The 26755-nt window shown below is 67.2% G+C and carries 24 protein-coding genes; 11 read left to right on the top strand and 13 right to left on the bottom strand.

What is annotated here, in order from left to right; all coding sequences use genetic code 11:
* Window positions 1-12: 12 nt before the first annotated feature.
* The 3 genes from B9Y82_RS20220 to B9Y82_RS20210 all read right to left on the bottom strand — a co-directional run bounded on the left by B9Y82_RS20220 (window position 13) and on the right by B9Y82_RS20210 (window position 3478).
* Window positions 13-720: a 2OG-Fe(II) oxygenase gene (locus B9Y82_RS20220; protein ID WP_100475098.1), complete on the bottom strand. Its 708-nt coding sequence runs from the start codon at window positions 718-720 to the stop codon at window positions 13-15.
* A 108-nt stretch (window positions 721-828) separates the two neighbouring features.
* The gene (locus tag B9Y82_RS20215; RefSeq protein ID WP_100475097.1) at window positions 829-1845 is read right to left on the bottom strand and encodes a class 1 fructose-bisphosphatase; all 1017 of its coding nucleotides are present in this window, start codon (window positions 1843-1845) and stop codon (window positions 829-831) included.
* A gap of 430 nt (window positions 1846-2275) precedes the next feature.
* Window positions 2276-3478, bottom strand: a complete 1203-nt coding sequence (locus tag B9Y82_RS20210) for an aromatic amino acid transaminase (RefSeq protein ID WP_100475096.1) — start codon at window positions 3476-3478, stop codon at window positions 2276-2278.
* 171 nt (window positions 3479-3649) lie between these two features.
* Here B9Y82_RS20210 and B9Y82_RS20205 point away from each other — a divergent pair, with 171 nt between their 5' ends.
* Window positions 3650-5740, top strand: coding sequence for a TonB-dependent receptor family protein (locus tag B9Y82_RS20205; RefSeq protein ID WP_100475095.1), 2091 nt, complete (start codon window positions 3650-3652; stop codon window positions 5738-5740).
* Between the two features lie 41 nt (window positions 5741-5781).
* On the opposite strand, the gene B9Y82_RS20200 is transcribed toward B9Y82_RS20205, so the two are convergent.
* Window positions 5782-6126 (bottom strand): hypothetical protein, encoded by a 345-nt coding sequence (locus B9Y82_RS20200; RefSeq protein ID WP_100475094.1) that lies wholly within the window; start codon window positions 6124-6126, stop codon window positions 5782-5784.
* A gap of 147 nt (window positions 6127-6273) precedes the next feature.
* Here B9Y82_RS20200 and B9Y82_RS20195 point away from each other — a divergent pair, with 147 nt between their 5' ends.
* The 3 genes from B9Y82_RS20195 (at window position 6274) to ligD (ending at window position 10209) form a co-directional block, all read left to right on the top strand.
* Window positions 6274-6672 carry a hypothetical protein gene (locus tag B9Y82_RS20195; protein ID WP_100475093.1) on the top strand — a complete coding sequence of 133 codons (399 nt, stop codon included), beginning with the start codon at window positions 6274-6276 and terminating at the stop codon, window positions 6670-6672.
* Window positions 6673-6813: 141 nt separating this feature from the next.
* Complete coding sequence (locus tag B9Y82_RS20190) at window positions 6814-7719, top strand: Ku protein (RefSeq protein WP_100475092.1); 906 nt, start codon at window positions 6814-6816, stop codon at window positions 7717-7719.
* A 3-nt stretch (window positions 7720-7722) separates the two neighbouring features.
* Complete coding sequence (ligD, locus tag B9Y82_RS20185) at window positions 7723-10209, top strand: DNA ligase D (RefSeq protein ID WP_100475091.1); 2487 nt, start codon at window positions 7723-7725, stop codon at window positions 10207-10209.
* 33 nt (window positions 10210-10242) lie between these two features.
* On the opposite strand, the gene B9Y82_RS20180 is transcribed toward ligD, so the two are convergent.
* The 4 genes from B9Y82_RS20180 to B9Y82_RS20165 form a co-directional block, all read right to left on the bottom strand.
* Window positions 10243-10635, bottom strand: coding sequence for a hypothetical protein (locus B9Y82_RS20180; RefSeq protein WP_100475090.1), 393 nt, complete (start codon window positions 10633-10635; stop codon window positions 10243-10245).
* A 128-nt stretch (window positions 10636-10763) separates the two neighbouring features.
* A complete protein-coding gene (adhP, locus tag B9Y82_RS20175; protein ID WP_100475089.1) occupies window positions 10764-11792 on the bottom strand; it encodes an alcohol dehydrogenase AdhP in 1029 nt (342 codons plus the stop codon).
* Window positions 11793-11888: 96 nt separating this feature from the next.
* Window positions 11889-12527 (bottom strand): bifunctional 4-hydroxy-2-oxoglutarate aldolase/2-dehydro-3-deoxy-phosphogluconate aldolase, encoded by a 639-nt coding sequence (gene eda, locus B9Y82_RS20170; protein ID WP_100475088.1) that lies wholly within the window; start codon window positions 12525-12527, stop codon window positions 11889-11891.
* 120 nt (window positions 12528-12647) lie between these two features.
* A complete protein-coding gene (locus B9Y82_RS20165; RefSeq protein WP_100475087.1) occupies window positions 12648-13238 on the bottom strand; it encodes a cysteine dioxygenase family protein in 591 nt (196 codons plus the stop codon).
* A gap of 240 nt (window positions 13239-13478) precedes the next feature.
* Between B9Y82_RS20165 and B9Y82_RS20160 the strand changes: the two genes are divergently transcribed.
* Complete coding sequence (locus tag B9Y82_RS20160) at window positions 13479-14534, top strand: LacI family DNA-binding transcriptional regulator (RefSeq protein ID WP_100475086.1); 1056 nt, start codon at window positions 13479-13481, stop codon at window positions 14532-14534.
* A 106-nt stretch (window positions 14535-14640) separates the two neighbouring features.
* Here the strand turns inward: B9Y82_RS20160 and phhA are convergent, their stop codons facing one another.
* The gene (gene phhA, locus B9Y82_RS20155) at window positions 14641-15534 is read right to left on the bottom strand and encodes a phenylalanine 4-monooxygenase (protein WP_100475085.1); all 894 of its coding nucleotides are present in this window, start codon (window positions 15532-15534) and stop codon (window positions 14641-14643) included.
* A gap of 125 nt (window positions 15535-15659) precedes the next feature.
* Between phhA and B9Y82_RS20150 the strand changes: the two genes are divergently transcribed.
* Window positions 15660-16145, top strand: coding sequence for an Lrp/AsnC family transcriptional regulator (locus B9Y82_RS20150; protein WP_053448379.1), 486 nt, complete (start codon window positions 15660-15662; stop codon window positions 16143-16145).
* A 39-nt stretch (window positions 16146-16184) separates the two neighbouring features.
* On the opposite strand, the gene B9Y82_RS20145 is transcribed toward B9Y82_RS20150, so the two are convergent.
* Both B9Y82_RS20145 and B9Y82_RS20140 read right to left on the bottom strand, forming a co-directional pair.
* The gene (locus tag B9Y82_RS20145) at window positions 16185-17177 is read right to left on the bottom strand and encodes a patatin-like phospholipase family protein (protein ID WP_100475084.1); all 993 of its coding nucleotides are present in this window, start codon (window positions 17175-17177) and stop codon (window positions 16185-16187) included.
* Between the two features lie 179 nt (window positions 17178-17356).
* Window positions 17357-18370, bottom strand: a complete 1014-nt coding sequence (locus B9Y82_RS20140; RefSeq protein ID WP_100475083.1) for a TIGR00266 family protein — start codon at window positions 18368-18370, stop codon at window positions 17357-17359.
* A gap of 159 nt (window positions 18371-18529) precedes the next feature.
* Here B9Y82_RS20140 and B9Y82_RS20135 point away from each other — a divergent pair, with 159 nt between their 5' ends.
* Entirely contained in the window at window positions 18530-20800 is a 2271-nt protein-coding gene (locus B9Y82_RS20135; RefSeq protein ID WP_100475082.1) for a TonB-dependent receptor, read from the top strand.
* 189 nt (window positions 20801-20989) lie between these two features.
* Here the strand turns inward: B9Y82_RS20135 and B9Y82_RS20130 are convergent, their stop codons facing one another.
* Entirely contained in the window at window positions 20990-21829 is an 840-nt protein-coding gene (locus B9Y82_RS20130) for an acid phosphatase (RefSeq protein ID WP_100475081.1), read from the bottom strand.
* Window positions 21830-22088: 259 nt separating this feature from the next.
* Between B9Y82_RS20130 and B9Y82_RS20125 the strand changes: the two genes are divergently transcribed.
* Both B9Y82_RS20125 and B9Y82_RS20120 read left to right on the top strand, forming a co-directional pair.
* Window positions 22089-22967, top strand: coding sequence for a hypothetical protein (locus B9Y82_RS20125; protein WP_100475080.1), 879 nt, complete (start codon window positions 22089-22091; stop codon window positions 22965-22967).
* An 11-nt stretch (window positions 22968-22978) separates the two neighbouring features.
* Window positions 22979-24181, top strand: coding sequence for a DUF4785 domain-containing protein (locus B9Y82_RS20120; RefSeq protein WP_100475079.1), 1203 nt, complete (start codon window positions 22979-22981; stop codon window positions 24179-24181).
* Window positions 24182-24232: 51 nt separating this feature from the next.
* On the opposite strand, the gene B9Y82_RS20115 is transcribed toward B9Y82_RS20120, so the two are convergent.
* Window positions 24233-25054: an ABC transporter ATP-binding protein gene (locus B9Y82_RS20115; protein ID WP_100475078.1), complete on the bottom strand. Its 822-nt coding sequence runs from the start codon at window positions 25052-25054 to the stop codon at window positions 24233-24235.
* A 151-nt stretch (window positions 25055-25205) separates the two neighbouring features.
* On the opposite strand from B9Y82_RS20115, the gene B9Y82_RS20110 reads away from it, so the two are divergent.
* Complete coding sequence (locus tag B9Y82_RS20110; RefSeq protein ID WP_100475077.1) at window positions 25206-26408, top strand: DesA family fatty acid desaturase; 1203 nt, start codon at window positions 25206-25208, stop codon at window positions 26406-26408.
* The gene (locus B9Y82_RS20105; protein WP_100475076.1) at window positions 26405-26737 is read left to right on the top strand and encodes an EF-hand domain-containing protein; all 333 of its coding nucleotides are present in this window, start codon (window positions 26405-26407) and stop codon (window positions 26735-26737) included. The genes B9Y82_RS20110 and B9Y82_RS20105 overlap by 4 nt, the downstream gene beginning before the upstream one ends.
* Window positions 26738-26755 lie beyond the last annotated feature (18 nt).

Raw genomic sequence — 26755 nt, 5'->3', positions numbered from 1 at the left:
GCAAGCTCGACGCTACCCCCCAAACAGTTTCTGCGCACTCTGGAACAGGATCCAGCTGGTCGCGATGAACTTGTCGCCACCCTGTGGCCGGTTGCCACGATGGGTGTGGGTGAATGCCGTCGGGGCGATCAGCAGGCTGCCGGTGCGCGGCGCGATCTTCCGCCCCTGGAACAGGAATTCGGTCTCGCCTTCGTCGAAGTCGTCGTTGAGGTACAGCGTCCACAGTACGTGCCGGTGCAGGGTCTCGGCCTGCGCATCCTTCGGGTACAGCTCGCAGTGCCAGTACGGGTAGCCGCCCTCGCCTGCCGCATACCATTGCAGGTTGATCGCACCCGGACGCAGGCAGGTGCGGGCCAGGTCGGCCAGCTGCTGCTGCGGCATATCGGGGAAGTCCTCGGCAGACAGGCGTCGCGGTTGGCCGTTGCTGTCCTGGATCTGCAACATCAGCGGAGCGATCAACGCCTGTGGATAACGGCGTAGATAACTCAGCAGGCCGTTGAACACCGCAATCTGCAGCTGCTGGTCGACATCCTGCCAGCCGTCCAGGCCACTGATGCGCAGATCCTTGCTGTGCTTGAGTTCGGGGAACACACCACTGCCTACCGCACCGGGCAGCAGGCCACGCGTGGCACGCATGCGCTCGACGATGGCCGCGCAGACCTCGCTGGGGACGGCGTTGTGGATGACTTCGATGAAATCGACCGGGCCCTGCTCGTGCATGCGTGCATTCCTTAGGCGGCAACGGCTTGATGGTGCCGTTTGCCGCCCTCGGTGTCACCCCACGGTCATGTCATCGATCTGCCATGACCGCCGTCAGGCAACTGCCAATCAGACCTTCGCGTCGTCGTGCGCGTGGTGGTAGCGCACGGCTTCAGCCACTTCCTCGCGCGAACCCAGGAACACCGGCACGCGCTGGTGCAGCTGGTCGGGCTGGATGTCGAGGATGCGCTCGCGGCCGGTCCAGGCGGCGCCACCGGCCTGCTCGACCAGCAGGCCCATCGGGTTGGCTTCGTACATCAGGCGCAGCTTGCCGGCCTTGGACGGATCCTTCTTGTCCCACGGGTAGATGAAGATGCCGCCGCGGGTCAGGATGCGATGCACGTCGGCCACCATGCTGGCGATCCAGCGCATGTTGAAGTTCTTGCCGCGCGCGCCTTCCTTGCCCGCCAGCAGGTCGCCGACGTACGCCTGCATCGGTGCTTCCCAGTGGCGCTGATTGGACATGTTGATGGCGAATTCCTGGGTGGCCGCCGGAATCTGCATGTTCTCGGTGGTCAGCACGAATTCGCCCTTCTCGCGGTCCAGGGTGAAGGCGTGGGTGCCATGGCCAACGGTCAGCACCAGCTGGGTGCTGGGCCCGTAGATGCAATAACCGGCGGCGATCTGCTTGCTGCCCGGCTGCAGGAACGCGTCATCGCCCGGCAGTTCGACGTTGGTCGGGCAGCGCAGCACCGAGAAGATGGTGCCGACGGAGACGTTGACGTCGATGTTGGAGCTGCCATCGAGGGGATCGAACAGCAGCAGGAAATCGCCGCGCGGGTAGATATCCGGCACCGGCTGGCTGTGGTCCATTTCCTCCGAGGCGCAGGCGGCCAGGTGGCCACCCCAGGCATTGGCTTCGAGCAGGATCTCGTTGCTGATGACGTCCAGCTTCTTCTGCGCTTCACCCTGCACGTTGCCGGTACCGGCGTCGCCGAGCACGCCGCCAAGGGCGCCCTTGCTGACGGCGATGGAGATGCTGGTGCAGGCGCGGGCGACCACGGCGATCAGCTGGCGCAGGTCGGCATTGATGCGGCCGGCGTGCTGTTCCTGGATCAGGAAGCGGGTCAACGAAGTACGGGACATGGTCGGGCAGGTCTCGGCAGCGGGAAAACGCCTATTGTCGCCCGTCTGGCCGAGGCGTGCGTGAGCGCGGGGAGGCGTAATCGTTTCCAGATGCGTTGCGCTCGTGGCGCCTTCCTTCATGGAGGCACAGGGCGAGGTACACCGTGGCCAGGACACGCCGTAAACCCCCCTCCGGGGTCCGGCCCAGCCGCTGACGGCAGGGCGTTCGGGCGCTTGCGAAGCAGTGCTTCGCAGGCAAAGCGCCCTCACCCATGGGGGCTCGGTCGGCGCATCCATGCGCCTCACGGTCCTGTCCACGGTGTACCTCGCCCTGCGCTTCAGGGTTCGCCGCGAGCGCGGAGGGTGTGGCAAAGGCAGAGGCAAAGCAGAAGCAAAAACAAAAACAAAGGCGCCTTTCGGCGCCTTGTCTTCAAGCTACTGGAGCGTTGCTTCAGCCCTTGGCGACGGTGGCCACGGCCTTGGCGACGTATTCCAGGTTGTTCTGGTTCAGCGCGGCCACGCAGATGCGGCCGGTGCCGACGGCGTAGATGCCGAACTCGTCGCGCAGGCGCTCGACCTGCTCGCGGCTCAGGCCGGAGTAGGAGAACATGCCGGCCTGCTCGTTGATGAAACCGAACTGCGGCGCACCTGCCGCGGCCAGCTTCTCGACCAAGCCCTGGCGCAGGGCGTGGATGCGCTCGCGCATTTCGGTCAGCTCCTGCTCCCACATCGCGCGCAGTTCCGGGTTGGTCAGCACGCCGGCCACCAGCGCAGCACCGTGGGTGGACGGGCTGGAGTAGATCGTGCGGATCACGCGCTTGACCTGCGACTGCACGGCCTTGGCGTCCGCGGCGGTCGGTGCCACCATCGACAGCGCACCCACGCGCTCGCCATACAGCGAGAACGACTTGGAGTACGAGTTGGCGACGATGAAGCTGTCGATGCCGGCTTCAGCGATGATGCGCACGGCGGCGCCGTCCTGCTCGATGCCCTTGTCGAAGCCCTGGTAGGCCATGTCGATGAAGGGGAACAGCTGGCGGTCCTTCAGCAGCTGTGCGACCTGCTTCCACTGGGTGACCGTGAGGTCGGCACCGGTGGGGTTGTGGCAGCAGGCGTGCAGCAGCACTACGGTGCCGGCGTCCAGCTTGCCCAGGTCGGCCAGCAGGGCGTCGAAGTTGACCCCATGGGTGGCCGGGTCGAAGTAGGAATACTCCACCACCTCGAAGCCGGCCGCGCTGAACACGGCGCGGTGGTTTTCCCAGCTCGGGTTGCTCAGCGCAACGGTGGCGTGCGGCAGCAGCTTCTTCAGCACGTCGGCGCCGACGCGCAGCGCACCGCTGCCACCGACGGTCTGTGCGGTGGTGACGCGGCCGGCGGCCAGCAGCGGCGAGTCCTTGCCGAACACCAGCTCACGCGTCGCCTGCGTGTATGCCGGCAGGCCATCGATCGGCAGGTAGCCGCGTGGTTTGGCTTCAGCGGCGAGCTGCTGCTCGATCTGCTTGACGGCGCGCAGCAGCGGAATGCGGCCGCTCTCGTCGTAGTAGATGCCCACACCCAGGTTGACCTTGGTCGGGCGGCTGTCGGCGTTGTACGCCTCGGTCAGGCCCAGGATCGGGTCGCCTGGGACCAGTTCCACGTTTGCAAAGAAGGACACGGCGGTACTCGTTCGGTAGACGGAAAGGGGGAGGAAGTGCGCTACGCGGTCTGCGGCTTTTCGGCCGGAAACAGCCCATCGTAACAAAGCCTGCCGGGGCTGGCCGCCGCCATCGTCATCCGCCGCCCCGTACCATGGCGTGCGTTGCCGCCCGATCCATCAACCTGAATCATGAATCCTGCCGCACGACGCCATTGCCTGCCCCTGTCCGCCCTGCTGCTGTCGCCCTGGGCGGCGGCGGCCGAGCCCGCACCGACCGCCCTGCCCAGCGTGCAGGTGCAGGCCGCGCGGGTGCTGGGCATCGACCCGTTCGCGCTGCCGGCCAGCCAGGATACGGTCTGGATCGACGCCGGCCGCGCTGGCGCCGGCGCACAGCTGTCCGAGGCGTTGGCCGGGGTCCCGGGCCTGGTCGCCCGCGACCGGCAGAACTTCGCGCAGGACACCCAGCTGTCGATCCGTGGCTTTGGTGCGCGCTCGACCTTCGGTGTGCGCGGGGTGCGGGTGTTGATCGACGGGGTACCGGCGACCATGCCGGACGGCCAGGGCCAGCTGTCGCACGCCAGCCTGTTGGGCGCCGAGCGCATCGAGGTGCTGCGCGGGCCGTTCTCGGCGCTGTACGGCAATTCCTCCGGTGGCGTACTGCAGGTCTGGAGCGCACAGGGCCAGGCCGGCGACCCGTGGCGGCTGCGCCTCAACGCAGGTGCTGACAACACGCTCAGTGTCGGCGCACAGCTGAAGGGTGCCGGCCGTGTTCTGGATTACAACATCGCCGCCAACCACTTCAGCACCGATGGCTGGCGCGATCACAGCCGTGCGCGCCGCGAGTCGCTCAACGCGCGCATCGGTGGTGAGCTGGGCGGTGGGCGGCTGGAGTTGCTGCTCAACGTGCTGGATGCGCCCGATGCGCAGGACCCGCTGGGCCTGACCCGTGCCCAGGTGGCGGCCGATCCGCGCCAGGCCACCGCCGTGGCGCACCAGTACAACACCCGCAAATCGGTGCGCCAGCAGCAGGCCGGGCTGCGCTGGACCCGGGAGACCGGGGCGCAGCGCTGGCAGCTGATGGGCTATGCCGGTCAGCGCGCGGTGACCCAATACCTGCCGATTCCGCCGACTGCCCAGGTGAATCCGCTGCATGCCGGCGGGGTGATCGATCTGGATGGCGGCTACGGCGGCCTGGACGCGCGCTGGGGCTGGCACGGCGACCTCGCCGGCCGACCGCTGGATCTGGTGGCCGGGCTCAGCGCCGACCGCCAGCGCCAGCATCGCACCGGCTACGAGAACTTCATCGGCAGCACGCTGGGCGTGCGCGGGCGCCTGCGCCGTGACCAGATCGACGTCGTGCAGAATGTGGACCAGTTCGCCCAGGCCTGGTGGCAATGGAGCCAGCGCTGGTCGCTGCTGGCCGGGCTGCGCCACAGCACGGTGCGCTTCGCGTCCGATGACCGCTACATCGTCGGCGCCAACCCAGATGACAGTGGCCGCCGCCGCTACCAGGCGACTACGCCGGTGGCCGGGATCAGCTTCGAGGCCAGCCCGCAGTGGCGACTGCACGCGGCCGTAGGGCGTGGTTTCGAGACCCCCACCTTCAACGAACTGGGCTATCGCGCCGACGGTCAGGCGGGATTGGCACTGGACCTGGCGGCCGCTCGCAGCCGCAATCTGGAGATTGGCAGCAAGTGGCACGCGCAGGACGGAACCCAGCTCGATATCAGCCTGTTCCGTGCAGATACCGACGATGAGCTGGCAGTTGCCAGCAACAGCGGCGGGCGCAGCACCTATCGCAACATCGGCCACACCCGCCGCCAGGGCGTGGAACTGCAGTACCGGCAGCCGCTGGCCGAGCAGGTGGAACTGCAGCTGGCCTGGACCTTGCTGCAGGCGCAGGTGCGCTCGCCGTACCTGACCTCGAACCGTGTGGTTGCCGTCGGCAGTCGCCTACCCGGGGTACCGCGCCAACAGGCCTTCGCTCGGCTGCAATGGTCACCTGGCCAGTGGCAGTGGGCGCTGGAGGCCTCGGCCAGCAGCGATACGGTGGTCAACGACGTGGCGACCGAACGCGCGCCCGGCTTCGCCCTGCTGCATCTGGAAGCAGGCCGTCGCTGGACCGTGCCGGGTGGTGAGCTGCGCGCCTTCGCCCGGCTGGAGAACGTGCTGGACCAGGCCTACATCGGCTCGGTGATCGTCAACGATGGCAATGGGCGCTTCTACGAGCCGGGACCAGGACGGCGGGCCAACGTCGGCGTGCAGTGGTCGTGGCGCTAGCATGCGACCGCTGCGCCCGCCGGCATGTCCCGGCGCTACCGTCAATCGGGGGCCTTGGCCGGCACAAAGGGCGAAGTCGGATCGCTGGCGGGGAAGGTTTCCTCCAGCGCCTCGTCCTGGTTGTCACTGGCGCGCTGCTTGCGCTCGCGGCGCTTGAGCGGGCTTTCCTGGCCGCCGCGATGGCGGTCTCCGCCATCCTTGCGGTCCTGCGCCGCCTGTTCAGCCTCGTGTTTCACGGGTAGATGGTCACCACCGTGCTCGGCATCGAAGAACGGCGCGCCGGTGCCGCGGTAGTCGGCATTGTCGGCATCGCGCTTGCCACGTTGCTCGCCGGGAATAGGCGGATGGTTCGCGCGCAGCGGGTCGCGGGAGGTCTCTCGGCTCATGGTCTGATTACCTTCGCTCTGGGAGCCCCACTACACCGCCAGCAAGGTAAAGCCGCCGCGAACCTGGCGTCATGAACATCTCGCTCACCCCCCGGTAACGGCACCGCGCGTATTCCTGCCCACCCGCCCCCGCTGCAGGAGCCGGCCATGCCCCGTCTTGAACGACCCGCACCGTCCGTGTTCAACGCCCTGCTCGATCCGCTCGGCCAGCGCACCGCGCAGCGCCGCACGCGTCGCCATGAGGATCCGCAGGCGGTGGCGCAGGACTACCTGCAGTACATGCTCAGTGACTACGAGGAGAGGCGTGACCAGAGCCACCGCAACTGGCGCGATCTGTGCCCGGTCTATGCCTTCGCGCTGACTACCCACGCTGCGGACTGGCCGCGCGGTGATGCCGCCGATACCTGCGAGGAACTGGCCGAGCACTGGGAACAGATGCGCGGGCAGTCGCGGCTTGGCTGGTCGCAGGCACGGCCGGTAGTGGAAGACGCCTGGCGGGCGCTGGATCATATTCCGGCGGCGGCAGTGAGGCCGCTGCTGCAATAACACCGGGCACCTGAAGCAGCCGAGCGTGGGTTCGGCTCTACAGCAAAGCGGCGGCGCCACCTGGCGTGCACGGCACGGACACGACTGGTTTACACCGCCAATCCCAAGCTGGGCACCCTGCCCCGCGCAAGAGGTGCGCCCATGGCCCGCCCGATCTGGACCGGCACGCTCTCCTTCGGCCTGCTCAATGTGCCGGTGTCGCTGATGTCAGGCGAACGCAAGGTGGATCTGCAGTTCCGCATGCTCGACTCCCGCGACCGCAAGCCGATCCGTTTCGAACGGGTGAACGCCGACACCGGTGAGGAAGTGCCCTGGAAGGACATCGTCAAAGCCTATGAGTACGACAAGGGCAGCTATGTCGTGCTGGAGGAAGGCGATATCCGCTCGGCCGCGCCGGAAAGCCACGAAACGGTGGAGGTGGAATCATTCGTGGATGCGGCGCAGATCGACCCCCGCTACTACGAGAAACCGTATCTTCTGGTGCCCGGCAAGAAGGCCGAAAAAGGCTATGTGCTGTTGCGCGAAACGCTGCGCAGTACCGGCAGGGTGGGTATCGCACGGGTGGTGGTGCGCACGCGCGAGTACCTGTGCGCGGTGATGCCACAGCAGGACGCACTGGTGCTGATGATCCTGCGCTATCCGCAGGAACTGGTGGATCCTGAGGACTACAAGCTGCCCACCGGCAAACTGTCCGACTACCGCATCACCAGCAAGGAGACGGCGATGGCCGAACAGTTGATCGAGTCGATGGCCGGCGACTGGGATCCGTCGCAGTACCACGATGAATTCCGCGAGCGGCTGCAGCAGGTGTTGAACAAGCGCATCAAGTCCAAGGGCGGCACCACAAGGGTGGACGATGAGCCGGCGCCGCGTGAGGATGCCAGCACCAACGTGGTCGACTTCATGGCGCTGCTGCAGAAGAGCCTGGATGCGAACAAGCGCACGCCGGCGAAGAAGACGGCGACGCGCAAGGCACCGGCGAAGAAGGCTGCGAAGAAGACGGCCAAGAAGGCGGTGAAAAAGACCACCCGGCGCAAGGCAGGTTGAACCATGTCGCTGCATCAGTACCGGCGCAAGCGCCAGCTTGGCGGGGGCGCCGGGCAGACGCCGGAGCCTGACGACACACCCGCACGCGGTGATCCGCAGCGGCGGCCGATCTTCGTCATCCAGCTGCATCACGCAAGCTCGCGTCACTACGATTTCCGTTTGGAGATGGACGGCGTACTGAAGAGCTGGGCGGTGCCGAAGGGGCCTTCGCTGCGCGTCGGCGAGAAGCGACTGGCCGTGGAGGTGGAGGACCATCCGCTGTCCTACGCCGGTTTCGAAGGCGACATTCCTGAAGGCCACTATGGTGCTGGCCACGTGGATGTCTTTGATCACGGCATCTGGGCCTGCGAAGGCGATCCATTGCAGGCGCTGGCCGCTGGAAAGCTCGACTTCGTGCTGCACGGGCAACGCCTGGCCGGTGGCTGGAAGCTGGTGCGCACGGCAATGAAAGGACGTCAGGTGCAGTGGCTGTTGATCAAACGCGATGACGAGCAGGCGCGCGACGCCGAAGCAGACGATCTGCTGGAAGCACCCGTGCCGGAACGCTCATCCGCAGTGAAGAAGCGTAGTGCGAAGAAGAGGGTACGCGCCGCACCGGCTGCACGCGCCGCTACCCGCAAGGCCGATGCACGCTGGCATGCGCGCGCGCTGAAACTGGACGGCGCACGTGACACGCCCTACCCGCGTGACTTCAAGCCACAGCTGACCGATCATCGCGACGACGCGCCGGACGGCGAACGTTGGCTGCACGAGATCAAGTGGGACGGCTATCGCCTGCTGGCCGATCTGCACGACGGCGAGGTGAAGCTGCGCTCCCGCAATGGCCTGGATTGGACCGATGATTTTCCCGAGGTGGTACAGGCCGTGCGGGCGCTGCCGGTGCGTGATGCGCGCCTGGACGGTGAGCTGGTGGTGCTGGACCCGGAAGGACGCAGCGATTTCGCAGCGCTGCAGCGCGTGATCGATGGAAGCTCGAAGCAACCGCTGCGCTACATCGTGTTCGATCTTCCGGGCGTGGCCAACGCGGACATCAGTCGTGCGCCATTGCTGGAACGCAAAGCGCTGCTGAAGGATCTCATCGGGCCCGTGCCCGGTACCCTGGCCTTCAGCGAACATGTGATCGGCCATGGCCCGCAGGTGTTCGACGCCAGTGGCGATGCGGGATTCGAAGGGATCGTCAGCAAGCAGGTGGATGCACCGTATGTGAACACCCGCGCACGCAGCTGGGTGAAGGTGAAGCACGAAGACACCGACGAGTTCGTGATTGTCGGCTACACGGCCCCCAAGGGCTCACGGGTGGGTTTCGGATCACTGTTGCTGGCAACGCCGGACAAGGAGGGCCTGCGCTATGTGGGCCGCGTCGGTACCGGCTTCGACGACGAGAACCTGCGCGCGCTGCTCAAGGCATTGCAGCCACTGGCAGCAAAGGCGCCCGTGCTGCAGCTTCCGGCGCATGTGCCGTTCCGCGCCGCCAGCGTGCGCTGGGTGAAGCCGGTGACGGTGGCGGAAGTGGCATTCCGTGGCTGGGGCAAGGAAGGCCTGCTGCGCCAGGCCAGTTTCAAGCGGCTGCGAAGCGACAAGCAGAAGGAGGATCTGGAGGTGGCCACATCGAGTGTTGGAACCGGGGGCGAGGTCCAGATCACTCATCCGGAACGTGTAGTGTTTCCAAGGCAGAAGCTCAGCAAAGGCGATGTGGCCGACTACTACCGGCAGATGGCGCGCTGGATCCTGCCCGAAATTGCTGGACGGCCGCTGTCACTGCTGCGCTGCCCCGATGGGGTGGGCAAGGCCTGTTTCTTCCAGAAGCACCATGGCCCGGGCCTGGGTGATGCGGTGCATGCGGTGCCGCTGCAGCAGAAGAGCGGCCGCGAGGACTACGTCTATATCGACGATGCGCGGGGCCTGCTGCAGCTGGTGCAGATGAACACGCTGGAGCTGCATCCCTGGGGCGCGACCGTGGCCGACCCCGAGCATCCGGATCGCCTGGTGTTCGATCTCGACCCTGGCGAAGGCGTCAGCTGGGCACAGGTGAAATCAGCTGCACGTGATGTGCGTGACCGCCTGCAGCAGGTAGGCCTGGAGAGCTTCGTGCGCTTGTCCGGTGGCAAGGGCGTGCACGTGGTGGTGCCGCTGCAACCCAAGGCCGACTGGGAACAGGCCAAGGCGTTCTGCGAGGCTTTTGCGCAGGCAATGGCGCTGGAGCAGCCTGATCGCTACGTGGCGACGATGAGCAAGGCCAAGCGTGATGGGGTGATCTTCATCGACTGGCTGCGCAATACCCGAGGGGCTACCAGCGTGTGTTCGTGGTCGCTGCGTGCGCGCGATTCCGCCGGTGTGGCAGTGCCGCTGCGCTGGGAAGAACTGGCCCGGGTGAGCGCGGCCGACGCGTTTCCGATGGCCAAGGCGCTGGCCAGGGTGAAGCGGCTGAAGGGTGACCCTTGGCACGGTATCGAGCGGTTGAAGCAGGTGCTGCCGTCGCTGAAGCGGTAGTGCCGGCCGCTGGCCGGCACTACCTGCATGCGCTCAGCGCGGATCGCGCGAGGCGCGACGGCCGAACCACCAGCCGGCCAGCAGCTGCAGCGGCAGTGACGCCAGCAGCGAAATGACGAACCAGAACGGGAAATCCGCACCGGCCGTCCACATTGCGTAGCCACAGCCCAGCGCGATCAGCGACCAGATCGAGAAGCCATGCGAACGCGGCCAGCAGGGCGCGTAATAGGTGGCGAAGGAAATGCCGGCGATGCCACCGAGCACGCTGAAGGTGAGATCCCACCCCAGCTGCACGCTGTTGCCGCTCGGCGACAGGCCCAGCAACGGGGGCAGCCAGCTGGCGACGCTGCTGAACAGCGCAAGCGACAGCACGCCGCCGATCAGGGCAACGAGGGACAGGAACAGGGTCTTGAGCAGGCCGGGCATGCGCGCATTGTACGGCTGCTGCGGAGTGCCCGGGGTTGCCGGCCAGCGGCCGGTACTGCCGATGGATCGGCATGGCCGCCGCGTCCGTGGGAGAGGGGGACGGAGCGACGGCGGCCATGCACAGGCGGTCAGGCGGCGAAGTCGAGCACCACGCGGCCTTCGATGGTGCCCGCGTGCATGCGCGCGAACACCTCGTTGATGTTTTCCAGGCGGTCGGTGCTGACCGTGGCCGCAACCTTGCCTTCGGCAGCGAACTGCAGCGACTCCTGCAGGTCCAGCCGGGTGCCGACGATCGAGCCGCGCACGGTGATGCCGTTGAGCACCATGCCGAAGATGTCCAGCGGGAAATTGCCGGGTGGCAGGCCATTGAGCGAGACGGTGCCGCCACGGCGGACCATGCCCAGCGCCTGCTCGAACGCCTTGGGCGACACCGCAGTGACCAGCGCACCGTGTGCGCCGCCGATGTCCTTCTTCAGGAAGGCGGCGGGGTCGGTGGTGCGCGCGTTCACGGTAACCTGCGCGCCGAGCTGCCGGGCCAATGCCAGCTTGCTGTCGTCCACGTCCACCGCAGCCACGTTCAGGCCCATCGCACGGGCGTACTGCACCGCCATGTGGCCCAGGCCACCGATGCCGGAAATCGCCACCCAGTCCCCCGGCTTGGTGTCGGTAACCTTCAGACCCTTGTAGACGGTCACGCCGGCGCACAGCACCGGCGCGATCTCGACGAAGCCCACGTCCTTCGGAAGCAGGCCGACATAGTTGGCATCGGCCAGTGCGTACTCGGCGAAGCCGCCGTTGACCGAGTAGCCGGTATTGCGCTGCGTTTCGCACAGCGTTTCCCAGCCACCCAGGCAGTGTTCGCAATGGCCACACGCCGAGTACAACCAGGGGATGCCGACCCTGTCGCCTTCCTTGACGTGCCCTACCCCGCCTCCCACGGCCACGACGTGCCCCACGCCCTCGTGGCCGGGGATGAACGGCGGGTTCGGTTTCACCGGCCAGTCGCCCTCGGCGGCGTGCAGGTCGGTGTGGCAGACTCCACAGGCCTCGATCTTGACCAGTATCTCGCCCGCCCCCGGGCGCGGTACCGAGACTTCCTCGATCACCAGTGGCTTGCCGAACTCGCGCACGACAGCGGCCTTCATGGTCGAATGCATGTTCGGATCTCCGTAGTGCGCTTGCCCACAGAATGACGCCGGCACTCGGCCGGCGCTTTGATCACGATCAAACCTTTGAAGATTCGCGGAGCGGGTTCAGCTGGCCAGCACGGACGCTTCGCGGGCCAGGCGCTCGATCGCCTCCCAGTCGCGGGTCTGCAGCAGCGCCGGCGTGGTCAGCCACGAACCGCCCACGCACAGCACGTTGGGCAGGTGCAGGAACTGCGGCGCGGTCTGCGCGCTGATGCCGCCGGTCGGGCAGAAGCGCACATCGGCGAACGGACCGTGCAAGGCCGCCAGCAGCGCAGCGCCACCGGCCTGCACCGCCGGGAAGAACTTGAAGGTGTCCAAGCCGTGCTCGAGGCCCTGGATCAGGTCCGAGGCGGTGGCGGCACCGGGCAGGTACGGCAGGTCGGCGTCGCGTGCAGCGGCATACAGCGTCGGCGTGGCACCGGGGGACACCGCGAAACGCGCACCGGCCTGCTTCGCCGCCTGCATCTGCACGGCGTCGAGTACGGTGCCGGCGCCGATCACGGCATCCGGCACAGCCTCGACCATCGCCTTGATCGCATCCAGCGCCTGCGGCGTGCGCAGCGTCACCTCGATCACCGGCAGGCCACCGCGGAACAGCGCCTGGGCCACTTCGACCGCTTCATTCACATCTTCGGGGGTGTACACCGGGATCACCGGTGCCAGCTTCAACAGCGCGCGCAGGCGCGGATCAGCGCTGGACATGGTCTTGCTCCTTGCCCGACGGGGCATCGCGGATCGCCGCCGGGTCCGGCAGCGCAGCGGCGCATGATGCCACGTGGCTCCGGAAGGTGCTGGCGGAGCCCCGCCCCGCAGGCCCTCGGCTCAGGCCGGGTCGGCCTGCAATGCCTGGATGCGACGCTGGTACCAGCCACCGCCCAGCGGATCGAACACCGCCGACCGTTCCATCTGCGCCTCGTACACGTGCACCGAGATCGCCAGTGCGTCATCGCTGGCGTTGCGCAGGGTGTGGTATTCGTGCGGCGGGATCAGGCTGCCAGCACTGCCGCAGCCCCCGCGCAGCGCGGCGTGGCGGTGGAAACGCCAGCGCTCGCCGGCGCGCTCCAGCAGCTCGTAACGGGTGATCTCCAGCTCGCCCAACCACACTCCCTCCACACACCACATGGCATCGTGGTCGTGCAGCGGCGTGCCCTGCCCTGGGCCCCAGCTCATGGCAATCACGCTGTAGCCGTGTTCGCGGCTGTGGTACAGCGGACGTCGCGCGTAATGATCACTGACCGGCCGATGCACGCATTCGGGCAACTCGATGCGGCTGTCGGTTATGGCTTCCTGCAGCGCCAGCTGCAGGTCGGCGGTGATCCGACCGGCATCACCGGAGGTTACCGCCGCGTCGACTGCGGCGATCAACCGGTCGCGGCCACGGAACGGCGGATACGGAGAAGTCTGCAGGTCCATGCACCTGACTGTAGCGGAGCATGGTTAAGGGAATGTTGGCGTTCGCGCGCGTCGCGTCTGCATTCAGGGTGAACATGCGCGGAAGAATGGTTCAGATGCAGAGGCAGTAGAGCGATCACAATGGAACCTCGCGCAACAAAACGGGTCGAACACGACACGATTGAGATCCGCTGCGACATTCCGCAACTTCGCGCCCGACGGGCGCAAGGCTAGAATTCTCCGACTTACCTGGTTCTATACATGTCAGTGCGAAATATCAGCGATGCCGCGTTGCCGGCATCGAAGGGCAAGGCTGCCACGATCAACGACATCGCACGACTGTCGGGAGTTTCCAAGAAAACGGTTTCAAGAATCATCAACAACTCGCCGCTGGTGCGTAAAGACACCCGCGACAAGGTCGAGGCGTTGATGCGCGAGGTCGGTTACGTGCCCGACCCGCTGGCGCGCGGACTCGCGTTCCGCCGCTCCTTCCTGATCGGCCTGGTGTATGACGACCCGGGCGCCCAATGCATTGTCGACCTGCAGCACGGCGCGCTGGAAGCGCTTCGCGGCACTGGTTATGAACTGGTGGTGCACCCGTGCGACAGCGGGGATCCGGACTGCGCCGACGGCGTGCGCCGCTTCGTGCAGCAGCAGAAGCTGCATGGCGTGATCCTCGGCCCGCGCGCCTCCGAGTCGGTGGCGCTGTCGCAGATGCTGGACGCGATCGACTGCCGCTACATCCGCATCAGCGCGCATGCCTCGGACGACGAAGCACAGGCAGTGGTCACCCATGATCGCGATGGTGCCGCCGCGGCTGCGGGCTACCTGCTCTCGCTGGGCCATCGCGATATCGCAGTGATTGCCGGCCCCGGTGACCGGCGTACTGCCCGCGAGCGGGCCCATGGCTTCCTTGATCGGCTGGCCCAGGTCGGCCTGACCCTGCCGGGAGAACGCGTGCTGGAGGCGGGCGACACGTTCGAGTCCGGCGTGCATGCCGCCGAACGCCTGCTGATGGGCGACCAACGCCCCAGTGCGATCTTCGCCGGCAACGATGAAATGGCCGCAGGCGTGTACCAGGTGGCATTGCGTGCAGGCATCGCAGTGCCGCAGCAGTTGTCGATCGTCAGTTACGACGACAGCCCGCTGGCATCGCGGCTGTGGCCGCCGCTGACGTCGGTACGCCGCCACGTCTCCGACATTGGCCGGATGGCTGCCGCGATGCTGGTGCAGACCGATGTGCCGGATGCACCGACCGCGGCCAGCGTGCATCCGCAACTGATGGTGCGCGGTTCCTGCAGGGCCATTGACGGTTGACTGCCCTGCCCTTGCCTGCACCGTTGCGACAGGATGGTGCAGGCAGCACTGAAAACGGCGCACCAAGGCGCGCCGTTTTCAGTACGAAACCGTGTGCGCTGAGCGCTTACACGTCGCCGCCGTCAGCCCAGCCTTCGCCGGTGCCGGCCTGGAACACGCGGTCATCGCCCTGCACATCGCCCGCCGGCAGATGCGCCTGATCAGCCAGTGCTGCGTAGATCGGGGTGAAGTCCGGTGACGTCGCCTGCATCAGCTGTTCGAAGCTGTCGATGACGAAGTAGGTCTTCTGGAAGGTGTCGATGCGGTACTTGGTGCGCATGATCCGCTGCAGGTCGAAACCGATGCGGTTGGGCGCGGCCGATTCCAGCGAGTACAGCGACTCGCCCTTCGACGACACGATGCCGGCGCCGTAGATGCGCAGGCCGTCGGGCGTATCGATCAGGCCGAACTCCACCGTGTACCAGTACAGGCGGGTCAGGTTCTGCAGCGCGTCCGGGCCGATCGCGTGGGCTTTGACGCCGCCACGGCCGTACGCCTCCATGTAGTCGGCGAACACCGGGTTCATCAGCAGCGGCACATGGCCGAACAGATCGTGGAACAGGTCCGGTTCGGCGATGTAGTCGATCTGGTCCGGGCGACGGATCCACCAGGTCACCGGGAATCGGCGGTTGGCCAGGTGGTCGAAGAAATCCAGTTCCGGCAGCAGGCCTTCGACGCCGACCAGGGTCCAGCCGGTGGCCGCGCCCAGTACTTCGTTGAGCTGGTCGAAGCGCGGAATCATGTGAGCGCTCATGCCCATCTCGTCCTGTGCATCCAGGAACTCCTGGCAGGCGCGGCCGACCAGCAGTTCGCGCTGGCGCTGGTACAGCGTGCTCCAGGTGGCGTGGTCGTCGGCGCTGTAGGTGTCCCACGGCTGCTCGACGAGCGCGGTGGTGTACACCGGCACGTAGCCCTTGTCGGTCTGCTGGTGTTCGACGCGGCGGGGCTGGGCGAGGTCCATGGGGCACTCCTGGATGGGATACCCACGATGCTAGGGCAGGGCGCGCGCAACAGGGTTGCAAAAGTTGCGTCGATTGACATTGTTGGCGCAATATCCTTGCGTACTCACCATGTTGCGGGGCAACAATGGCCGGAGAAGTCCAGTTCGATCGCACGGATATACGCCTGCTGGCTGAAATCCAGCGGGATGGGCGCGCCACCAACGCCGAGCTGGCGACGCGGGTGAATCTCTCACCCTCGGCCTGCCTGCGCCGCCTGCAGCGGCTGGAAAGCGAGGGCGTGATCGTCGGCTACGGCGCGCGGCTGGAGCCACGGCAGCTCCGGCTGGGCCTGCAGGCCTTCGTGCGCGTTCAGCTGGAAAAGCACGATCAGGCCGCCATCGGCCACTTCGTGGACAGCGTGCAGGGCTGGGATGAAGTGGTGGCCTGCCATGCACTGACCGGCGACATGGACTACCTGCTGCACGTCTACGTGCGCGACCTGGAGCACTTTTCGCACTTCCTGCTGGACCGGCTGCTCAACGCCGGTGGCGTGGCCGACGCCAATTCCAGCTTCGTGCTGCGCACGGTGAAGGGCTTCCAGGCGTTGCCACTGTCGCAGCTGGAGTCCTGAGCGACCACCGGGCGTGCCCGGTGGCCAGGCATCAATGGATCAGCACTTGTCCTTGCGGCCCATCAGCTTGCCCAGGCGCGAGGGTTCTTCGCACTTGGGTGCGGCCACCGGCGCCGGCGCTACTGCGGCGGCGCGTGCACGCTGCAGCTGCTGGATCTTCGCGCGGATCTGCGGCATGGCCGCCATCGCGGCCTTTTCGCCTTCCAGGATCGCGGTGCCGCGCTGGCTGAAATCGGCAGCGCCGATGTCCAGCACCTTCGGGCGGATGACGATGTCGGCGCGCGCCAGTTCCTGCTCGCCCAGGCGCTGGCCCATGATCGAGATGGACTGGTTGACAATGCCCAGCATGTCCGTCGGCGCCTTGCCGCTGGCCTTGCTGGAGATGTCGACGGCAATCACGAAGTCGGCGCCGAGCTGGCGCGCAGCGTCCACCGGCACCGGACTGACCACGCCACCGTCGATGTAGTTGCGGCCACCGATCTTCACCGGTTCGAACACGCCGGGGATGCTGCTTGACGCGCGCACCGCCTGGCCGACGTTGCCGCGCACGAAGATCGCGCGCTCGCCGGTTTCCAGCTGGGTGGCGACAGCTGCGAACGGCTTCTTCAGGCGCTCGGCGGGACGGTTGGCGACCTGCTCGTTGACGTAGTCCTGCAGTTTCTGGCCCTGCACCAGGCCACCGGAGAACAGGCGCACGTCGCGGATGCTGGCTTCGTCCAGCGCGACCGCCTTGCTCTGCATCTGGAAGGCGTCCATGCCGCTGGCATACAGCGCACCGACCACGCTGCCGGCGCTGGTGCCGGAAACCACGGCCGGCTCGAAGCCGTTGGCTTCCAGCATCTTGATCACGCCGATGTGGGCGAAGCCCTTGGCCGCGCCGCCGCCAAGGGCGATGCCGATCCTGATCGGCTTGGCCTGCGGCACCACGGTCGGCGCCGGCGGCGGGGAGGGGCGGACCGGGTCGCCACCGCAGCCGGCCAGCAGGCCGATCAGGGCGACGGACAGCAGCAGGCGGGGGCGGAACAGGCTCATCGGCAGTGCGCTCGCGGCGCCGGATTCAGGAAAGGGCGCCAGCATACCGAAGCCGTGGCGGGGCGGGCAGGGTGGGGAGCCTCGCCCATTCAGGAAGGGGGGCCCGGTAGGTGCCGACCTTGGTCGGCACGCGCAGATTCCAGTGCCGACCAAGGTCGGCACCCACCGGGATCCTGTGGTCAGAACCGGTTGTCGCCGTCCAGCATCCGGCCCAGGCCGCCCAGCACCGAGCCTTCGCCACGGTTCTGGGCACCGCCCTGCGGTGCGGCCATCCACATGCGGCCGGCCAGGCGCGAGAACGGCAGCGACTGCAGCCAGACCTTTCCCGGACCGGTCAGCGTAGCCAGGAAAACGCCTTCGCCGCCGAACAGCATGCTCTTGATGCCGGCGACCCGGCGCACGTCCATGTCCACGCTGGGGTGGTAGGCCACCACGCATCCGGTATCCACGTCCAGGCGCTCACCCGCAGCCAGCTCGCGCTCGACCACGCAGCCACCGGCGTGGATGAACACCCAGCCGTCGCCCTCCAGCTTCTGCATGATGAAGCCTTCGCCACCGAACAGCCCGGTCATGATCTTGCGCTGGAACTGGACGCCGATCTGCACGCCGCGCGCGCCGGCTAGGAAACTGTCCTTCTGGCAGATCAGTCGGCCGCCATGCTGGTCCAGCTTCATTGCCAGTACGGTGCCGGGGTAGGGCGCGGCGAAGGCGACCTTGCCCTTGCCGTGGCCGCTCTGGGTGTAGACGGTGGCGAACAGGCTCTCGCCGGTCAGCACCCGCTTGCCGGCGGCCATCACCTTGCCCATCAAGCCGCCGCCCTGGTCGCCGTTGGCGGCGCCGAACACCGTATCCATCTGCACGGTGGCGTCCTTGAACATCAGTGCGCCAGCCTCGGCAATGGCGCTCTCACCGGGGTCGAGCTCGATCTCGACGAACTGCATCTCATGGCCGACGATGCGGAATTCGATGTCGTCGGCGCGGCCGCTGGCGGCGGGGACCGGCGGCGGGGTGTTGGGCATGCCCGGGGCCGCGGACTGAAGTTCGGGCACCTCGGCAATCGAGGTCCACCCGCTCATGCCCTGGCACCAGGCCAGGGCGCGTGGATTGGCCTGCGCGTAGCGGCGCGCGGCCTCGTCATCAAGCGGGCCGATACGCTCGGCCTGGGGGGAGGCATGGAAGTACCACTGGGTCATTGCGGCGGCTCCACAGGGCTGGAAAATCCCGAGTCTAGCGAGCGCGTGGGGGCCGGGGCGACGGGGCCATGAACGGCCGGCATTTGCGGGGCAGGTGCTGTATTGCAACAATTATCTGGTAGCGCCGTTTTACCACCCCTCCAAACACAGCCTACCGCCATGTCCCCGACCCGCACTTCCCGTGGCCGCCTTCCGGTCGCGCGCCCCCTCGTTGCCGCCCTTTCCGCCCTGTTGCCGCTGGTAGCAGCCGCCCAGGAAACTCCCGCTGCCAAGGATCCGGTTGCCCTCGACACCCTGCAGGTGACCGCGCAGCGCCGCGTCGAGAACGCCAAGGACGTGCCGGTCGCGGTCAGCGCGATCCAGGGCGAGAAGCTGGACGTGCTCGGCTCCGCCGGCGATGACATCCGCTTCCTGGCCGCACGCGTGCCCAGCCTCAACATCGAGTCGTCCTACGGTCGTGCCTTCCCGCGCTTCTACATCCGCGGCCTGGGCAACACCGACTTCGATCTCAACGCGTCGCAACCGGTGTCGCTGGTGTACGACGACGTGGTGCAGGAAAGCCCGCTGCTGAAGGGCTTCCCGCTGTTCGACCTGGCCAACGTGGAAGTGCTGCGTGGCCCGCAGGGCACGCTGTTCGGCCGCAACACACCGGCCGGTGTGGTCAAGTTCGATTCGGCGCGTCCGTCGCAGGATGCCGACGGCTACGTGCGCGTGGGCTATGGCAGCTACAACAGCTGGAACGTGCAGGGTGCCTACGGCGGCCCGCTGACCGACCGTTGGTCGGCACGCGTCTCGGCGATCTACCAGCGCCGCGATGACTGGGTCGACAACACTCGTGTCGGCGCTCCCAACAGCGGCTTCGAAGGCTACGACGAGGCCGCTGGCCGCGTGCAGTTCCTGTACGAAGGCGATGATTTCGAAGCGCTGTTCAATCTGCACAAGCGCAAGCTCAACGGGACCGCCCGCCTGTTCCGCGCCAACATCATCCAGAAGGGTGGCAATTCGCTGGTCGAGAACTTCGACCGCGACAAGGTTGCCAACGATGGCGTCAACTTCTCCGATCTGGAGACCTGGGGTGGCAGCGCCCGCCTGCAGTGGAATCTCGGCTCGGTGACCCTGCACTCGATCACCGGCTATGAAACCGCTGAATCGCTCAACCGCGGCGACATCGACGGTGGCTACGGCGCGGCGTTCCTGGGTGCGGGCAATTCGGGCCCGGGCCTGATTCCGTTCTCGTCCGAGTCGGCCGATGGCCTGCCGCACCACCGCCAGTGGACGCAGGAAGTCCGCATCGAGTCCAACGAATGGGGCCGCTTCGACTGGCAGGCCGGCGTCTTCTATTTCGATGAGGACGTGACCATCAACAACTTCAACTACGACTCGCTGGCTCCGGGGAACCCGCAGACCGGCCACGTGGTGCAGAACCAGCGCAACAAGGCCTGGGCGGTGTTCGCCTCGGGTGACTTCGACGTCACCGACCGCTTCAAGCTGCGTGCCGGCGTGCGCTACACGCAGGACAAGAAGGACTTCAGTGCCAGCGTGCTGCAGGCTGTTCCGTTTGGTACCCCGGTCAGCGGCCCGTACCTGGCCAATACCGACGTCAACGACGTCAGCTGGGATCTCAGCGGCGTCTACAAGCTGACCGACGACATCAACGCCTACGCCCGCGTAGCCAAGGGTTTCCGCGCACCGTCGATCCAGGGACGGCTGGCCTTCGCGCCGGGCCTGTCGCAGGCCGATTCGGAGAAGGTGATCTCGTACGAAGCGGGCATCAAGGCTGACCTGTTCGAACGCCGCGCACGCCTGGGCCTGAGCGTGTTCCGCTACGACGTGGATGGCCAGCAGTTGATCGCGGTGGGTGGCACCAACAACACCGCCACCCTGCTCAACGCCGACAAGACCATCGGGCAGGGCGTGGAGCTGGACCTGGAAGCCTACCTGGCCGACAACGTGCTGCTGACCTTCGGCAGCAGCTACAACGACACCGAGATCAAGGACAAGGACCTGGCGGTGGCGATCTGCGGCGGTGGTTGCACCATCAACGACCCGACCACCGTCATCAACGGTGGCACCTATGCGCTGGTCAACGGCAACCCGCTGCCGCAGGCGCCGAAGTGGATCCACAACGCGACCCTGCGCGTCGGCTTCCCGCTCAGCGATGGCAGCGAGCTGTATGCCTACACCGACTGGGCCTACCGCAGTGCGGTGAACTTCTTCATCTACGAGTCGCCGGAATTCCGCGGCCGTAGTTCGCTGGAAGGCGGCCTGCGCCTGGGCTACAACTGGGATTACGGCCAGTACGATGTGGCGGTGTTCGGCCGCAACCTGACCAACCAGACCCGCGTGGTCGGCGCGATCGACTTCAACAACCTGACCGGCTTCCTCAACGAGCCGCGTACCTGGGGCGTGGAGTTCACCGCGAAGTTCTGATGCGGTGGCTGCGGCAATGCAAAGAAGAAGGGCCGGCGCAATGCCGGCCCTTCTGCTTTACATCCATCGGTTGCCGAATGGGGTCAGAGCCCTTTCCAGTGGAAAGGGATCCGATCCCGATGGCATCGGCATTCCGCGCTGGGGTCAGATCCCTTTCCGAAGGGAAGGGCTCTGACCCCGGATCGCCGCTTACAGCGCGCTCTGCGGGCGTACCTTCAGCACCGCATTCTCGGTGGCGCAGTCGCGGCTGGAGTGCAGGCCGGCCTTGCGTGCGGCGGCGATCTCCTTGCGTGCGGCCAGCAGGTCCTTGTTGAAGGCAGCGTTGTCGTGCAGGCGGGCCACGGCGGCGGCGCCCATGAAGCGGCCTTCGAGGATGTCGCTCTGCCAGTGCACGTTGCAGACCAGGCGGCTCTCGCCGTAGTTGCGGCCACGGGCCTGGATCGCATCGGCACGGTCCGGCGCGATCTCGGACAGGATCAGTGCCCAGGCCCAGCCGATCGAGGTGTGGCCGGACGGGTAGGAACCGTTCTTGCGCAGGCCTTCCTCGTCCTTCGGCGAGCAGGTCGGCTCACCGTTGACCATGAACGGGCGCGGGCGCTGGTAGTGGTTCTTGGCCGCCTTGGTGGCGGCGCTGGCGTCGATCCTGCTGCGCTCCAGCAGGCGGTACAGCGCCGGGGTTCTCACCGCATCGACGTCGATGTCGGCGGCACAGGAGAAGTGATTGGCGCCTTCGGGGAAGCCGAGTTCCGCATCGACACCGGCCTGGGCGAAGCGCGGGCTGCCACGCAGCGCGCGGGCTTCACGGCTGATCTGTTCGTCCAGGGCGAGGGCGGCCGAACCGGCGACAGGTGGCGCCGGCACCAGGTCGAGGCTGGCCGGAACCACGCTCTTGTCCAGATAGCCCACCGCTTTGGTGGTGATGTTGGCTTCGACGGCGGTCGGCTTGGCGGCGGTGGCGGCACAACCGGCCAGGACCGCAATGACGGCAAGGCCAAGCAGCGGGCGGGCAGGGCGGGAAATCAGCGACATGGACAGGCTCCGGGCAGAAAACATCGCGCCATGATCGCAGCCCCCATACGACACCGCAGTGGCCATCGGTCATACGGCCAGACCCGGCATGGTCACCACACGAGATGAAAAACGTCATCGATTGTTGCCAGTCTGCTGAATCCGGTCGCAGCGCACGGACTTTCACGCGGCTGCGCCATGAGCATCGGCACAACGGTGATCGAGAGGCCGTCCAGTTCCAGCCGGGTCGGGGGGATCCGCTGACAGAGGGAGAGAAGCGATGCGCAGCACCGCAACAGGAAGTACCGTCCTGGCCCTGCTCCTCGGGCTGGCATCCGCACCGGCGCAGGCCGCCGACGTGGTTGGCGTGGCCTTCGTGCATGGCACCGGCGCGCAGACCAATGCCACCCAGGACTACTGGCAGCCGGCGATCATCGACACCGTGCGCCAGGGCCTGCCGAACAGCAGCAACTACGTCGTCATCAACTGCGACTTCACCCAGTACATGTGGAAGCCGGAAGCCGCCGGCTGCCTGGCCAACCAGTTGACCAGCTTCATCGACAGCCGTGGCATCACCCAGCTGGTGGTGATCACCCACTCCAACGGTGGAAACGTGATGCGCTGGATCCTGTCCAACCCGACCTACGACAGCCGCTATCCGAAGATCATCCGCACGGTGCGCAAGGTCAACGCACTGGCACCGTCTTCGGCGGGCACGCCGCTGGCCGATGCGGTGCTGAACGGCAACACCTTCGAGACCTCGCTGGGATGGCTGCTGGGTTACAAGAACGACGCGGTGCGCCAGCAGCAGGTGGCGAGCATGGCCACCTACAACGCGCAGAACCTGTATGGCACGTCCGGTCGCCCGGCGCTGCCCAAGCCGTTCCGCGCGGTGGTCGGCAGCGACGTGGAGTCGGCGGTGTGGGACAGCAACAGCTACTGCGGTGGCTATGCCGCCAACGTCGGCCTGGAGTTCACCCAGAACTGGCTGTCGTCCTGCTCCGATGGCTTCCTGGAGTGCAGCAGCCAGAGGGCCGCCGGCACTACCTGGTTCACCGACAAGGCGCGTACCCAGGGTGCAGAACCGCTCAGCCACAACCAGAGCCGCCGCGAGTGCTTCGGCCTCGGCACGATCCTGCGCAACGACCTGACCCAGTGAGGGAGACGACCATGACGATCCATTCCACCCTGCTGGCCAGTGCGGTGCTTGCCGTGCTGTCCCTTTCCGCCGCGCAGGCCGCGCAGCCGCTGCAGGCCGCCCGCGCAGGCGATCAGGTGCCCGCCGCATTGGTGGCCGCGCCGCTGCCTGCGGATGAAAGCGAACACGCGCCACTGGCCTTTGCCTGGGCGCTGGACCCGATGCAACCGCTGCAGGCGACCACGCCGTATGCCTCGGTCAGCCGCAGCTACTGGCAGCAGGTCGATGGCACGCAGCTGCAGCGCGGCCTGGACCTGCCGCTGACAGCGCCGGATGCGGTGATCCAGCTGAGCCCGGCCGATGGTGCCCGCGCACTGCCGGCCAACACCCTGCAGGTGCGCGACCCGGCTGGCCGCAGCAGCGTTGCCCGCAGTGTCGATGCGCGCGCCTTGCAGGATGTCGGCATGCCGGTGGGTGATGGCAGCAGCATGCTGCGCACCGGCGCGACCAGTGTGGCAGGTGCATATACGCTGCAGAGCGCACAGGCGCAGGGCCGCTATGTGGTACAGGTGCTGGAGCCGAACAGCCCGCTGCGGCTGGAAGTGCAGGCCAACCAGGCGCAGGTGCTGGCCGGTGGCAATGTGCAGCTGCAGGCACGCCTGCTGGAAGACGGCGCCACCTCTGCGCAGCTTGCATCGCGTCGTGGTGGCCTGGGCGGTGAAGCCCTGCTGGTCGCACCGGATGGCCGCAGCTGGCCGCAGCGCCTGCTGCGCACCACCGATGGCAGCCTGCGCGCGCAGGTGCGGATCCCGGCCGATGTCGGCAGCGTGCAGGGGCTGTGGGAGCTTCAGGTGTTCGCACAGGCCGATGGCGTACTGCGCGATGGCAAGGTGGCCTTCGCAGTGGCACGGCCGACCGCGCGCTTCAGTGGCCAGGCGGCGCCGGACCCGTCCAGCCGCCAGGTGGCACTGCCGCTGCAGGTCGCCGCCGCCGGCCGCTATGAGGCGCGGGGCACGCTGTATGCCACTGCCCGCGATGGCCAGCTGAAGCCGGTCGCGCAGGCACACGCGGCCGCGTGGTTCGATGGCCCGGGCGCGGGCCAGCTGGTGCTGCCGTTCGACCAGGCCGCGTTGCCGGCGGGTTTCGGTGCGCCGTACGAATTGCGCGACCTGCAATTGCAGGACCAGAGCCGCATGGCACCGATCGAGTCGCGCGCGCTGGCGTTGAGGTTCTGAGGACAGCGGTGGCGGGCCGGAAGATCCGGCCCGCTGCATCGCGCATTTCGATTACCCCGCGTAGGCGGTCAGCCGGCCTTCCTGCTCGCATACGGTGATCGCGCCGCCGAACACCGCCGACAGCGGCTCGCTGCGCAGCAGCTCGGCACGGGTGCCGTCGGCCAGTACGTGCCCATCGCGCAGCAGTACCACCCGCTCGATCTCGGGAATGATTTCTTCGATGTGGTGGGTTACCAGCACCAGGGTGATGCCCTGCTGCGCCAGAACCCGCATGGTCGCTACCAGCTGCTCGCGGGCGACCAGGTCCAGCCCGGTGGAGGGTTCGTCCAGCAGCAGTGCCTGCGGCCGGTTGACCAGTGCGCGGGCGATCAGCACGCGGCGAGTCTCGCCGGCCGACAGCTCGGCATAGGCGCGTTCGCGCAGGGACAGGGCGCCGGTCATCGCCAGTGTCTCGCCGACGCGCACGCGCATGTCGGCGGTCACTTCGCGGAAGGCCGGCACCACGTAGCTGGCGAAGAAGCCGGACAGCACCGCCTGCTCCACGGTCAGCCCGGGCATGTCGGCCAGGTTGCTGCTGAGGTCGCCGGTGACGATGCCCAGCTGCGAGCGCAGCCGGTCCACCTGCCAGCGGTTCTGGCCCAGCACCTTCACCGCCACCGTGCCGTCGCCCTGGGCCAGCGGGTACAGCTCGCGGGTGATCAGCTTGATGAAGGTGGACTTGCCGCAGCCGTTCGGGCCGAGCAGGGCGGTGTGCTGGCCCTGCGCGATGCGCAGGCTGAGCCCGTGCAGCACCTTCACCTGGCCGCGCACCACGGTGGCGCGCTCCAGTTCGATCAACGGGGGCAGCTCCGCATCGGGCGGGGCGGCGATCATGGCGCTGGTGCGTGGATCAAGGCTCGACAACTCAGGTCCCCAACTGTGAACGGTGCCACGGATGGCGATGTGATACGCCGCCGCAGGGGTGCAGTTTGCAACGCAAGCGCCCATGATGTCTGCCATCCCCGCGGCGATCCGGAGAGCTGCCATGCCTGATGCCCTGATGTCCCTGTTGACCGGTGGTGTGCTCGGCCTGGGCTGGTGGGCCATGCTGGGGGTACTGCTGGTCTTCACCCAGATCACCATCTTCTCGGTGACCCTGTACCTGCATCGCAGCCAGGCCCATCGCGGGGTCGATTTCCACCCGGCGCTGGCCCACGTGTTCCGTTTCTGGCTGTGGCTGACCACCTCGATGATCACCCGCGAGTGGGTGGCCATCCACCGCAAGCACCACGCCAAGGTGGAGACCGAGGACGATCCGCACAGCCCGGTCACCCGCGGCATCGGCAAGGTGTTCTGGCATGGCGTGGAGCTGTACCGGGAAGCGCGCGGCATGCGCGCGGACATCGAGCAGTACGGCCGCGGTACCCCGGACGATGCGATCGAGCGCCACCTGTATACCCCCCACGCCACGCTCGGCCCGGTGTTGCTGCTGGCGATCAACAGCGTGCTGTTCGGCCTGCCCGGCGTGGCCCTGTGGGCGATCCAGATGGCGTGGATTCCGTTCTGGGCCGCGGGCGTGGTCAACGGCCTGGGCCACTGGTGGGGCTACCGCAACTACGAGTCGGCCGATACTTCCACCAACCTCACGCCGTGGGGCGTCTGGATCGGTGGCGAGGAGCTGCACAACAACCACCATGCCTTCCCCAGCTCGGCCCGCTTCGCGATGCGGCGCTGGGAATTCGACATCGGCTGGAGTGCGATCCGCCTGCTGCAGGCGCTGCGCCTGGCCAAGGTGCTGCGGGTGGCGCCGGCCATGGACGTGCGCCCGAACATCGCCGTGCCCGATGCTGAAACCCTGAAGGCGCTGCTGTCGCACCGCTTCCAGGCGATGACCGACTACCAGCGCAATGTGTTCATGCCGGCCCTGCGCGAGGAAGCCGTACAGGCCGGGGCCAAGCTGCGCCGCCTGCTGCCGCGCCGGCTGCGCCGTGGCCTGGTCAACGATGGCCGCTGGCTGAAGCCGGACAGCCGTGCCCTGCTCAGCGAATGGGTGGCGCAGCGCCCGCGCATCCGCACCCTGGTCGAGTACCGCGCGCGGCTGGCGGCGCTGCTCGAGGCCCGCGGCCACGATGCCGCCGAGCGCCTGCACCAGCTGCAGGCCTGGTGCCGCGAGGCCGAGGAAAGCGGCATTGCCGCGCTGCAGGCCTATGCCGCACGCTTGAAGGGCTACAGCCTGGTGGGCGCGTGAGGGCAGGGCATGGGCTTGTGTTGGCGATGTTGCTGCCATGCGCGGCGCTGGCCCAGGTCACCGACACTGCCAGCTATCTGCAGCGGATGGACAGCGATGGTGACGGCAAGGTCAGCGAGGCCGAGTACGTGCAGTGGATGCTGTATGCCTTCGACCGCATGGACCGCAATGGCGATGGCGTGCTGAGCGCCGATGAGCTGCCCGGTGGCAAGGGCAGGGCGATCAGCCGCGAGCAGCAGCGGCAGGTGATCGTGCAGCGTTTCCACAGGCAGGATGCCAACGGCGATGGCGTCCTGGATGCCCGTGAGCTGGCGGCGCCGCCACGCTGAGCGGGCGTAGAATCGGTC

Origin of the sequence: Stenotrophomonas maltophilia, from assembly GCF_002799155.1 — a bacterium.
GTDB lineage: Bacteria > Pseudomonadota > Gammaproteobacteria > Xanthomonadales > Xanthomonadaceae > Stenotrophomonas > Stenotrophomonas maltophilia_R.
Note: the sequence above shows the minus strand (reverse complement) of the source record. Positions and strands in the feature narration are given on the sequence as shown.